At 38.6% G+C, this 12591-nt stretch carries 7 protein-coding genes and 3 pseudogenes; 6 read left to right on the top strand and 4 right to left on the bottom strand.

Going from position 1 to position 12591, the window contains the following annotated elements; genetic code table 11:
* From AC33VI_RS06560 to AC33VI_RS06575, 4 genes and pseudogenes are all read left to right on the top strand, one after another.
* A pseudogene (locus tag AC33VI_RS06560) lies at positions 1 to 444 on the top strand (hypothetical protein); the annotation flags it as partial.
* Positions 445 to 594: 150 nt separating this feature from the next.
* Positions 595 to 2052 (top strand): 9,9'-di-cis-zeta-carotene desaturase, encoded by a 1458-nt coding sequence (gene zds, locus AC33VI_RS06565; protein ID WP_491781465.1) that lies wholly within the window; start codon positions 595 to 597, stop codon positions 2050 to 2052.
* A gap of 34 nt (positions 2053 to 2086) precedes the next feature.
* Positions 2087 to 2545 carry an SRPBCC family protein gene (locus AC33VI_RS06570; protein WP_491781466.1) on the top strand — a complete coding sequence of 153 codons (459 nt, stop codon included), beginning with the start codon at positions 2087 to 2089 and terminating at the stop codon, positions 2543 to 2545.
* 360 nt (positions 2546 to 2905) lie between these two features.
* Positions 2906 to 4588, top strand: a complete 1683-nt coding sequence (locus tag AC33VI_RS06575) for a SulP family inorganic anion transporter (RefSeq protein ID WP_491781467.1) — start codon at positions 2906 to 2908, stop codon at positions 4586 to 4588.
* A gap of 117 nt (positions 4589 to 4705) precedes the next feature.
* Here AC33VI_RS06575 and AC33VI_RS06580 read toward each other — a convergent pair.
* The 3 genes and pseudogenes from AC33VI_RS06580 to AC33VI_RS06590 all read right to left on the bottom strand — a co-directional run.
* Positions 4706 to 5563: pseudogene (locus tag AC33VI_RS06580) on the bottom strand (vitamin B12 dependent-methionine synthase activation domain-containing protein); the annotation flags it as partial.
* A 96-nt stretch (positions 5564 to 5659) separates the two neighbouring features.
* Positions 5660 to 8257, bottom strand: a pseudogene (gene metH / locus AC33VI_RS06585) (methionine synthase); the annotation flags it as partial.
* Positions 8258 to 8380: 123 nt separating this feature from the next.
* Complete coding sequence (locus tag AC33VI_RS06590; protein WP_491781468.1) at positions 8381 to 9625, bottom strand: response regulator; 1245 nt, start codon at positions 9623 to 9625, stop codon at positions 8381 to 8383.
* A gap of 323 nt (positions 9626 to 9948) precedes the next feature.
* Between AC33VI_RS06590 and queG the strand changes: the two genes are divergently transcribed.
* Positions 9949 to 10881, top strand: a complete 933-nt coding sequence (gene queG, locus AC33VI_RS06595; protein ID WP_491781469.1) for a tRNA epoxyqueuosine(34) reductase QueG — start codon at positions 9949 to 9951, stop codon at positions 10879 to 10881.
* Positions 10882 to 10957: 76 nt separating this feature from the next.
* Positions 10958 to 11620, top strand: a complete 663-nt coding sequence (locus AC33VI_RS06600; RefSeq protein WP_491781470.1) for an HAD-IA family hydrolase — start codon at positions 10958 to 10960, stop codon at positions 11618 to 11620.
* 583 nt (positions 11621 to 12203) lie between these two features.
* On the opposite strand, the gene AC33VI_RS06605 is transcribed toward AC33VI_RS06600, so the two are convergent.
* Positions 12204 to 12591: ferritin family protein (locus AC33VI_RS06605; RefSeq protein ID WP_491781471.1), on the bottom strand; the 388-nt coding region annotated here is incomplete at its 5' end.

The following is a 12591-nucleotide window of genomic DNA, read 5'->3' on the forward strand; positions in this document are numbered from 1 at the left end:
ATTCTTAACGTCTGGCTGAGGATTGGCACTCCGAATCCTCATTTTACATATGAATTTGAACGGCTAATTTGTCGTAAATTGCCCAAGCATTTGAGTAGTTTATCAGAACTACAAAGCGATCGCCCCCAAAGCATTTTGGCAGAAGGAGAGAATTATAGTCATAATTATCCCCAGACTTTCCCAGAAAAGGTAGAAAAGGAAATATCCTCTAAACCCCAAACTATCTCAGACAATATTCCTTTCAATACACCAGATATTAATGGTATTGCCCCCCCATCACCCCAAAAGATTCCTTTAATTCCTCATCTCAGACTGTCTTCTCAAACTGATTGGTCGGAAATTACCACAGGACAAAAGATGATTCGTCACTTTATTCCCGTTCCTGATGTTTCCTCTTTTTTTAACAAACTCAAAACATTTGGCGAAGAAAAGTTGGAAAATTAACAATTTATATTACAATATGTAAAGATAAAAAGGCTTGACGACCGCTATTAGGTGTAGCTTAGAGCTTAAGTTCAATTGGCTAAAAGTTAAGGTCTAAGGTCGATCTAGCAAGCTTGTTAATAATAATGCTTTTCGGGAATTAGAAATTTAATGCGCGTAGCAATTGTAGGTGCAGGATTAGCTGGCATGGCAACAGCCATTGACTTAGTTGATGCTGGTATTGAAGTAGAAATTTTTGAATCTCGTCCTTTTGTGGGGGGGAAAGTCGGCAGTTGGGTTGATAAAGATGGCAACCATCTAGAAATGGGCTTGCACGTTTTCTTCGGCTGTTACTATAATCTGTTTGCTCTCATGGAAAAAGTTGGGGCGATCGACAATTTACGTCTTAAGGAACACACCCATACTTTCATTAACGAAGGTGGCAGAATTGGAGAGCTAGATTTTCGTTTTTTGACGGGCGCGCCCTTCAATGGTTTAAAAGCTTTTTTTACTACTTCCCAACTTTCTACAGTCGATAAAGCAGCCAATTCTTTGGCTTTGGGTACTAGCCCGATTGTGAGGGCATTAATCGACCCTAAAGGAGCAATGAAGACCATTCGCGACCTCGATCGCATTAGCTTTGCTGACTGGTTTCGCAGTCATGGGGGCAACAATGGCAGCTTGAGGAAAATGTGGGATCCTATTGCCTATGCCTTGGGTTTCATCGATACCGAAAATATTTCTGCTCGTTGTATGCTGACTATTTTTCAGTTTTTCGCTACTAAAACTGAAGCCTCCGTTCTGAGAATGTTGGAAGGTTCTCCCAGCGAATATTTACATAAACCCATAATCGAATATCTAGAAGCGCGAGGTGCAAAAATTCACACTCGCCGTCGCGTCAGAGAGATTTTGTATCGAGATGCTGGGGATAAAACCAGAGTAACTGGTCTTGTAGTTGCTAATGGAGAAACCGAAGAGACTATTACCGCCGATGCCTACGTCTGCGCTTGTGACGTACCAGGAATCAAAAAAGTAATTCCTCCAGGATGGCGCAAGTGGTCGGAATTTGACAACATCTATAAATTGAGTGCCGTACCCGTGGCTACAGTGCAGTTGCGTTTTGATGGTTGGGTGACTGAATTAAACGATGCAGAAAATCGCCAACAATTGGAAAAAGCGGTGGGTATTGATAACTTGCTTTATACTCCCGATGCGGATTTCTCCTGTTTTGCCGATTTAGCACTAGCTAGCCCTGGAGACTATTATAAAGAAGGGGAAGGTTCGTTATTACAGTTAGTATTAACCCCTGGCGATCCTTTTATTAAGGAGAAAAACGAAGCTATTGCCAACCATGTTTTAGAACAAGTACGTCAGTTATTCCCCTCGGCACGCAACTTAAACATGACCTGGTATAGCGTAGTTAAACTAGCAGAATCTCTTTATCGGGAAGCCCCAGGTATGGATCCTTTCCGCCCAGCCCAACAAACGCCCATATCTAATTTCTTCCTAGCAGGTAGTTATACCCAGCAAGATTATATCGATAGTATGGAAGGGGCAACCCTATCGGGCAAGCAGGCAGCTAAAGCTATTTTGGAAAATGCCGAAAAGTTTAAAGCTGTAGCGGTATAATTTCAATATTTCTATGGGGATATAGGTAAAAACAATGACAGACTGGCTAGAACATACCGTACAAATAGAAGTTCCCGTCCCCATAGAGCTTGTTTGGAGTCTTTGGTCGGATTTAGAACAGATGACCAGATGGATGAAGTGGATCGAATCAGTTAAAATTCTGGAAGATAATCCCGAATTATCCCGTTGGAAGTTAGCCAGTGGTGGATTTAACTTTACTTGGCTATCTCGTATCGTCCAGGTTGTTCCCTATCAAATTATTGAATGGCAATCGGTAGATGGTTTGCCCAATAAAGGAGCAATTCGCTTTTACGATCGCAAGGATAAGAGTATTGTTAAAATGTCTTTTGCCTATGCCGTACCAGGAATTATTGGCAGACTTTTGGATAATTTAGTCGGCGATATTGTTGAATCTACAGTAATGGCAGACTTAGAAAGGTTTAAAGAATACGCTATTAAGGTACAGGCTGAATCTCATAAACCTCTCACATAATTAATTAAAAGAATTAATCGTCCTACAAATTCGACACAAGAGCAGAGCGGGACGAAAAAACAAACAAATAAAATGAGAATTAACTTATCAAAACTTAAATAAAGCAGAGACAAAAGTCAGGAGATCGCCAAATAAATAGCGATTTCCACAGCTTAGTTATACGAAAATAAAAGTTATTTATATTTTGTTGTAATTATAACTTTTTGACTTTTTAAAATTCTAAGTTAGCTAATAGTGAAACTACGCTCCAAACAAAAACTATGAGCCAATTTATGGAATCTAGCCTAATTCTTGTTAACATTCTCAATCTTAACCTTTAGCCCGACTTCTGCAGGAAGTCTAATCAAGCTCTATAAAACAATGGCATTATCCAATTTTGTAGCAAAACCAATTGGTGGTTTACATTTTCAAAACCTCCGAGGCGATCTATTTGGCGGAATCACTGCGGCAGTAGTTGCCTTACCTTTAGCTTTAGCTTTTGGGGTATCCTCTGGTGCGGGAGCGATCGCAGGATTGTACGGCGCGATTATTATTGGTTTTTTTGCTGCCTTATTTGGGGGAACTCCTTCCCAAATCTCTGGTCCGACAGGTCCGATGACAGTGGTAATTGCGACGGTATTTAGTACGGAAATTGCTAGAGATCCCCAAAATGGAGCAGCGATCGCTTTTACGACGATTATGTTGGGAGGAATCTTTCAAATTCTGTTTGGGGTGATGCGTTTTGGTAAATATATTACTTTGATGCCCTACACGGTAATTTCGGGGTTTATGTCGGGCATTGGGGTAATTATTATTTTGCTTCAGTTTGGCCCTTTCTTTGGGCATCCTGCTTCGGCAAATGTGGTGCAATCAGTAAGTCAGCTACCATATTTCATAACCCACATTAATACTGGAGCTTTATTTTTAGGGCTTTTGACTCTGGCGATTGTGTTTCTGACTCCCGCCAAAATAACTCGTCTGATTCCTTCTCCTTTATTAGCTCTAATTGTAGGAACATTAGTTGCAGTTTTCTTTCTTCCCGATAGTGGCTTGCGCTTAATTGGGGATATTCCTAGTGGTTTGCCTACTTTACACCTACCGAGATTTGATGTGGCTCGTATTCGAGATATTTTTGGCTATGGTTTAATGTTGGCAGTTTTGGGTTCGATCGATTCCTTACTTACATCTTTGGTAGCAGATAATATTACCCAAACTCAACACGATAGCGATCGCGAATTAATCGGTCAAGGTATTGGTAATTTGATTGCTGGCTTGTTTGGCGGGCTTCCTGGGGCTGGTGCAACCATGCGGACGGTAATTAACGTTAAAAGTGGCGGAAAAACCCCAATTTCGGGAATGATTCACGCTTTGATGTTATTGGCGCTCGTTCTCAAAGCAGGAAAACTCACAGCTAATATACCTCAAGCGGTATTAGCAGGGATTTTAATCAAAGTTGGAATTGATATTATTGATTGGAGTTTCCTCAAACGAGCTCACCGAATATCTCTCAAGGCGACGGGGTTGATGTATCTAGTATTGTTTTTAACAGTATTTGTAGATCTAATTACGGCAGTAGCAGCAGGCGTATTTTTTGCTAACTTATTAACCATTAAAAGCTTGAGCGATATTCAAAGCGGACACGTCAGAACTATTGTCAATCCTGAGGAAGATGACGAGGATGCGGATTTAAGTATTGCTGAAAAACATTTATTGAAAAAAGCTAGAGGAAAAATTTTATTATTCAATCTTAGCGGGCCTATGAGCTTTGGTGCGGCTAAAACTATTTCCCAAAGAATGGGTATTGTCAGAAAATACGAGGTATTGATTCTAGATTTAAGTGACGTACCTTTACTAGGAGTAACTGCTTCTTTGGCAATTGAAAATATGATTAAAGATGCTTGTGCAAACAATCGCCAAGTATTTTTAGTAGGTGCAAGGGGTCGAGTCAAACAAAGATTGCAGAAAATGAAGTTGTTAAGATTATTAACTGCCCATTATTGCTATGATGAGCGACTATTTGCTATTCAAGAAGCGATCGCCTATATTGAATTACCCAAAATATGATGGGCAATATTAGTTATTAGTTTTGAATTATTGGCTGTTCTGCTCGATCCGATATCTGGCAATTATTAACCATAGTGTCAGAAAAGGTAGGCATTGCCTACCTTAATATCTTTCTAACTAAGTACTAAAATATCTTGCTACAGGATGATAAGTAATAATCGCCGTAGTAGATTGTTCGGGATAGAGTTGTTCGCTTTCATCCATGTACATCTTGATGCGCTTAGTATCTAAGAGATCCAATTGCTTGTATTGATCCTCAATATTGGGACAAGCAGGATAGCCAAAACTATAACGAGAACCGCGATAGCGTTGTTGCAATATGTCGCGGATATTATCCGATTCTTCTGCCTCAAAGCCCAACTCCATGCGGATTTTAGCGTGCGTCCATTCTGCTAATGCCTCTGCCATCTGTACTGCCATACCATGATAGTAGAGATATTCGGTGTAATTATCTGCTTGGAATAATTTTTGGGCGTATTCCGTAGCAATTTCTCCGACTGTAACTGCTTGCATGGGGAAGACATCGAATGTACCTGATTCTTTAGCAGCAAAAAAGTCAGCAATACACAGACGTTTGCCCGAACCCTGACGGGGGAATTCAAAGGATGTCACTAATTTTGCCGTATTTTCGGGATCGTATACATACAATGTATTTCCTTCCGCATTGCAGGGGAAATAACCGTAGATGACTTGGGGATGTAATAGGTTCTCGGCTACAATGCGCTGTTTCCATTCTTCTAAGATAGGATAAACTTTTCTGGCTAAAAACTCATCGTAGTCTTCTCTCGATTGGTCTTTGGGCTTGCGGAATTGCCATTGTCCGACAAATAAAGCTTGAAGATCTAAATAAGGGAAAACTTCTTCAATAGGAATATCTTCTGGGTTTAAAATCTTTGTACCCCAGAAAGGAGGTGTAGGACGTTCTATATCTAACGCTACTGCTTCAGAACGTTTGGTATCAATTACTTTAGGTTCGACTGGCTTACTAACTTCATCGACAAAGATTTTATCTCTGTCTTCCCCTTCAAATGGCTTTTCCCCATTATCTGCCACATGGTTAACGTCGTCGGGTTCGTCCAAAAATCCTTTCAGATCGTCCCAATTATTATTCGCCTTGGCGGGCATTAACTTATCCATAAAATGCAAGTCTGCAAAAGCATCCTTACCATAAATAACTTTACCTTTATAGGTATTTTGACAATCCTGATTGACGAATTTAGGGGTTAAAGCTGCACCACCCAAGATAACGGGAACGGTAATACCTTTTTCGTTAAAAGTTTCTAGATTATCTTTCATAAACGCCGTAGATTTCACCAGCAAGCCACTCATGGCTATACAGTCTGGCTGATGTTCTTCGTAAGCTTGAATAATAGTTTCTACTGGTTGTTTAATGCCTAAATTAATTACTTTATAACCATTATTAGACAGAATAATATCAACTAGATTTTTACCAATATCGTGAACGTCACCTTTAACAGTGGCAATAACAAATTTTCCTTTACCTCTGTCATCGGTTTCTTCCTTATCCATGTGGGGTTCTAAATGTGCCACCGCAGCCTTCATGGTTTGGGCTGACTGCAAAACAAAAGGTAGCTGCATTTGTCCCGAACCAAATAATTCACCCACAACTTTCATGCCATCTAATAAAAAGATGTTGATAATATCTAAGGGAGGATATTGCTGTAAAGCTTCGTCTAGGGCTTCGTCTAAACCAATACGTTCTCCGTCAATAATGTGTTGTTTTAAGCGTTAGTCAATAGGAAGATTTTTATCAACTGCTTCGGATTTCTTGGCTTTCTTTCCTGCAAAGAGAGTAGTTAATTCTCCCAAGGGGTCATAGGTACAGATATCACCATCAAATTTTCGTCTGTCGTAGATTAAATCCATACAAATCTTTTGATGGGATTCATCTATTTTAGATAGGGGTAAAATTTTGCTGGCATTGACAATAGCAGAATCTAAACCTACCTGCATACATTCGTGTAAAAAGACAGAATTTAAGACTTGTCTTGCTGCTAAGTTTAAACCAAAGGAAACGTTAGATACACCGAGTAAGATATGACATCCTGGTAATTCATCCCTAATTCTCTTAATTGCTTCTACTGTGGCTTTACCGTTTTCGCGATCTTCTTCAATACCAGTAGACACGGGTAAAGCTAAAGGATCGAAAAAGATTTCTTGGGCAGGAATGCCATATTCAATAGCTGCATCGTAGGCGCGTTTGGCAATTTCAAATTTCTTATCCGCGGTGCGCCCCATACCATCTTCATCGATAGTACCGACAACAATACCCGCACCGTATTTTTTCGCCAAGTCTAAGACTTGATAAAATCTTTCTTCCCCATCTTCATAGTTGGTGGAGTTGAGGATACATTTACCCCCTGCCACTTTCAACCCCGCTTCCATCTTTGTCCACTCGGTAGAATCAAGCATCAAGGGGAGGGTAACGTTATTCACCAGACGAGAGGCTAATTCGTGCATATCTCGTTCGCCGTCACGCCCCACATAGTCTACGTTAACGTCTAAGACGTGCGCCCCTTCTTTTACTTGAGACTTAGCCAAGGATACCAAACTATCCCAGTTTTCTTCATTGAGGAGAGTGCGACATTTCTTAGAACCACTAGCGTTTAAGCGTTCCCCCACAATGAGGAAAGAATTATCTTGAATATAGGGTTGAGTGCTATAGATAGAAGCTGCGGAAGGTTCGTAATGGGGAGTGCGTTCTTTAGGGGTCAGATCTTCAGTCATCTCCGCTAAAGCTTTGATGTGGTCGAAACGAGTGCCACAACAACCACCAACAATTTGTACTCCTAAATCTTCGACGAAGTGCATTAATGCCATTCGTAATTCTATCGGCGTAAGTTTATAGTGCGCTTGTCCGCCCACATTTTCGGGCAAACCAGCATTAGGTACACAAGAAACAATAAAAGGAGAATGTTCGGCAAGATATTTTATGTGATCTTTCATCAAATCGGGTCCTGTAGCGCAGTTGAGACCCAAAATATCAATATTATATGGTTGCAAAATAGCTAGGGCAGCGTCAATTTCTGTTCCCACTAGCATTGTTCCCATCTGTTCCATGGTTACAGAAACCATGAGGGGCAGTCTCGCGCCTTTGTCAGTAAAAACTTCTTCGATCGCATTTAAAGCAGCTTTGATCTGCAAAACATCTTGACAAGTTTCAACCAATAGCAGATCGACACCACCATCGTAGAGGGCTGATGCCTGTTCTACATAAGCTTCCCTAAGACTATCAAAATCAATATGACCCAAAGTAGGTAATTTAGTACCAGGTCCCATCGAACCAGCCACAAAACGAGGTTTTTCAGGGGTGGAAAATTCATCGGCGACCTTTCTGGCTAACTCGGCAGCAGTTTTATTTAGGTAATATGCTTTATCTGCTAGATCGTATTCTGCTAATACTAGCTTAGTTCCCCCAAAGGTATCGGTTTCAATGACATCAGCCCCTGCTTCTAAGAAACCGCGATGTACTTGGGCTATTGCTTCGGGTTTAGTATGTACTAAATATTCGTTACAACCTTCGTATTCTGCACCGCCAAAATCTTCGGCAGTAAGATTTTGTACTTGAATATTTGTTCCCATTGCCCCATCAAAAACTAACACGGGACGTTTTGGGCTACGAAGACGATTTAAGAAGAGACTGTTCATTGGTCGCGACTGCGGGTCAACAGATTATAAATTTTTACTTAAACTTTATTATATGGGGTTTAAGCTCAAGAAGTGTTAATTAACCCAAAGTCGCAGAAGTCATGGTATCTAGTCTGATTTACTTTAACTAGATTTACTCAAAGCTTCTTGCTGGAAGAAATTTTGGATATATTTTTGAGTTACAGTGGAAACCTGATTGGCATTGAGGGGTTTGCTAATAAAATCAACTGCCCCCGATAGTTTACCGCGCAATCTTTCGACAATGCTTTCTTGTTCTGCCATGAGAATGATGGGAATATTTTTTAAGTCTGGCATTCTTTTTATTTGAGCGCACAATTCATAGCCATTGGCATCGGGCATATCTGTATCGATAAAAATTAGTTCGGGTGGATTCTCGATTAATGCCATCAAAGTTTTAGCAGCATCATTGATGGAGAGTATGCGATAGCCAATCGGATTGAGAGTTTGAGCTATTTCTTGGCAAATGCGCGGATCGTCATCAACGCAAATAATTACGGGTAATTCTAGTTCTTGAATATATTCTCTCGTGCCATTTCTATATTTGGTTTTATTCTCTTCACTACTAGGAGAAAAATAAAGGTTTGCCAGTTGTCGATCTGGAACTTGCTGAAGAGCGATCGCTTTACTTTTAAGATGGGGTATTAGATAGCTAGCTACAGTGATAATATCTTTGTCTGTTTCAATTGCCAAGTCTCTAATGGTTTTTTTACCATTGATAAAAATAAATAGTTGTTGGTAGGTATCATAATTAACTATTTTTTTTAGTTTTTCAATATCTTGAATAACAGGAGCAAGATTGGGAGAACGATAAGCCAATTGAGTTTGATTCCAATTAGCCACAGATGATTCGAGACGTTCTACGGTTTTGACATATTTTAAATTAGCAATTGGCTGTTTAAATAGAGGGCTTTTCAAAATAGCACCCATTTGATTGCCTTTAGTTTCAAAAATTACTTTAACCTGCTCTATTTCTCGTTCCGCTACAAAACAATCAAACAGAACTTCTCTAATTATTAAGTGAATGAGTTCTTTTACTTGAATAATCGTAATTTGTTTTCGCTTATATAAAACATTAATCAGGAGATATTCCCATAATTCGGAAATTTCTTGTTCCCTTAGTTTTACTTCTTGGCAATTAATTTCAGGACAAATTTGATTGGTCAAGCGATACAATCTTCTAAATCTATGACTGCTACTACTAGCCCAAACAAAACTACCTTTTTTAAAATAAAAACTCCAACTATCTCCGCCACTGGTAAAAGCACATATTTTACAATTTTGTTGCAGCTCGATAGCATTTTGAAAATTTAATTTAAGTTTTTTTATATTATCTGGATCTTTTTTCATAATTTTGATTGACTTTTATAGAGTGTCAAATACTATTTTTATGCCAAAATAGATAAATATTCGTACCCTCGTATTTTTTAAAATTAAATATTTTATAAGTTGAATTTATCGATAGCTCTACTATTCAGTTAATAAAAAAACAGATCTATTATTTATTTATGCTGCGATAAATTTACATCTATTTTATCAACTAGATTAATTGAAGTAAGCCGTAATTTTACTGTGATTTATCAGAAAAGATGACAATTTAAGCTGAAAAAATTGAGGATAAAATAAATAATATCTTTTCAGGGCAATCGATCGCAAACATTCATTTACGAACTATGGTCGTTACTAAATCTCAAATCAAAACCGCAGCCTTGGACATTGGATTTCATTTGGTAGGAATTGCTGCCGTAGATAAATATGAAGATAGGGCTAAAGAACATCTCAAAAACTGGCTCGATTCGGGATACCAAGCTAATATGACTTGGATGACAAATCCCAAAAGAGCAGATATTCGCGCTGTAATGCCTGAAGTGCGATCGCTTATTTGTGTCGCTCTCAATTACTATACTCCTCACCAACATTCAACAGATCCTCAAATCGGTAAGATTTCTCGCTATGGTTGGGGCAGAGATTACCATAAAGTTATGGGTAAAAAACTCAAAGCTTTAAGTGCCTGGTTGCGATCGCAGGATGAATCGATTCTTACCCGTCATTGCGTGGATACAGCCCCCGTACAAGACAAGGTTTGGGCGCAAAGGGCGGGATTGGGTTGGCTAGCTAAAAACGGAAACGTGATTACCAGAGAGTATGGTAGTTGGGTATTCCTCGGGGAAATATTAACCAATTTAGAATTAACTCCCGATACCTTTCATACAAATCATTGTGGCACTTGCACTCGCTGCCTAGAAGCTTGTCCCACTCAAGCAATTGTCAAGCCTCACGTAGTTGATGCTAACCGTTGTATTGCTTATCACACTATTGAAAATAGAGATGAAAAGTTACCGTCAGAAATTGCGCCAAAATTATCAAATTGGGTAGCAGGATGCGATATTTGCCAAGATGTTTGTCCTTGGAATCAACGTTTTGCTAAAGAAACTAATATTGATGACTTTCAACCCTATTCTATTAATAGAGAACCAAAATTGAGCGAGCTTAGTAATCTTTCTGAAACAGATTGGGATCGCAGATTTCGGGCATCTGCCTTAAGAAGAATTAAACCTGCTATGTGGCGACGTAATGCTCGTGCTAATCTGAATAAAGGGAAATAAATATTAGCTAAAAACAAATAATTAAAATATTATTAATTATAATCACCCTATTTATAATTAATATCAAGAGGATTTAATGACTGCTAAAGTAGTTCTGTTTGATTTTGATGGTACGATAGCCGATACATATAATGCGATCGCCAAAATCACCAATCAGTTGTCTTCTGAATTTGGCTATAAAGCTTTAACTTCAGAAGAACTATTGCTACTAAAAAATTTAAGCTCTCGTGAAATAGTTAAGCTATCAGAAATTTCTCTTTTTAAGATTCCGTTTTTAGTCAGACGAGTTAGATCTGAATTGAGTAAAGAAATTGGAGAACTATCGCCAATTAAAAATATTAGTGGAGTCTTATTTGAATTAAAAAATAGAGGCTACACTCTGGGAATTGTTACCTCTAATAATAAAAATAATGTCGAAACATTTCTACGTAAAAATAAACTCGATAATTTATTTCGATATATTTACTCCAGTACATCTATTTTTGGCAAACATCGCATTATCAATCAAGCAATTAGAAATAACCAGTTAATTAAAGCTAATGTCATGTATGTTGGCGATGAAACTAGAGATATTAGATCTGCCAGAAGAAGTAATATTGGCGTTGCAGCAGTAACCTGGGGTTTTAATTCCGCAGAAATTTTAGAAGAATACGAACCAGACTATCTTCTCCATCAACCTCAAGAACTAATTCAAGCGATCGAACTATACTATTCTCAAATAGTTACTCCTTCGGCATAAATCTAAGTAAGTGGGTCAATACTTCTCGGATAAGTCTCTTTTACTGATTAGTAAGGGTTGGTAAAAGGGTAAGGGGGAAGGGGGAAAGGTTTTGAATACGATCCTTTGACCTTTAACCATTTCCCTTTACCCATCCTTCACAGATAAACTCAAACTCTTAAACGAGAAGTATTGGTAGGTGGGTAACATTGATTAGAAGATGGCTTTTATAGGGAAATAGGGCAATAGGAATAGATTTGTAGCGTTATTTTAGAGAACTGGTATTAGAAAAACTTAGAACTTAATCATATAGAAAAACGAGTCGTGTTTTCCAACACTACTATATCTTCTAGTGCAGCCAAGTATATATATATCTAGAGATAATTATGATGCTGTTACACAACTCGTCACTTTTGACCGCAATATCTAGAGGAAAATTTATCGAGGTCTAAGTGTTACTTAGGTTACTAAATTCTTTTTTACGAGAAAATGAGTTTTTTGTAATATTTGTTTACATTGTCCTCGATTTCCATAGAAAATAAAAATAGCCCTATTTGAAAACAGGGCTATAAATAATAAAAAAATATAGCGAGGACAAATAATTCTAGCGAACAGTACCAGCCAAATTATCTACACGGATTGGCTTGATGAAGTACATTTTGATTAGTTCGACACCATTAGAAATATAGTGAGGTAGTTTTTGCAAGAACTTGATAGGTGCGGGAGCATTAGAATTGGCGATCGCAGTTAATTTCTCGTTATTAACTACACACTTTTCTAAACTGGAATAGAAACCAGGATGCTCTACATCCAAAACCACAGGGAATACTCTTCCAGCAGTTTCATTGGTTTGCTTGATAACGTATTTATCATATTCTCTAGCATCTAAGCCCAAAGACTCGTAGAAGCCAGAACGTTGAACGTCGTTAAGATACATAGTGGCGAATACCGATAGTAAAAAGAAACGACTCCACAATCTTGCTTTCCAGTCA

It is taken from the genome of Waterburya sp. (genome assembly GCF_058530065.1).

Coding starts and splice junctions, on each gene's coding strand:
- AC33VI_RS06575 (WP_491781467.1), top strand. CDS start 2,906: ATGGCATTATCCAATTTTGTAGCAAAACCAATTGGTGGTTTACATTTT.
- zds (WP_491781465.1), top strand. CDS start 595: ATGCGCGTAGCAATTGTAGGTGCAGGATTAGCTGGCATGGCAACAGCC.
- queG (WP_491781469.1), top strand. CDS start 9,949: ATGGTCGTTACTAAATCTCAAATCAAAACCGCAGCCTTGGACATTGGA.
- AC33VI_RS06570 (WP_491781466.1), top strand. CDS start 2,087: ATGACAGACTGGCTAGAACATACCGTACAAATAGAAGTTCCCGTCCCC.
- AC33VI_RS06590 (WP_491781468.1), bottom strand. CDS start 9,625: ATGAAAAAAGATCCAGATAATATAAAAAAACTTAAATTAAATTTTCAA.
- AC33VI_RS06600 (WP_491781470.1), top strand. CDS start 10,958: ATGACTGCTAAAGTAGTTCTGTTTGATTTTGATGGTACGATAGCCGAT.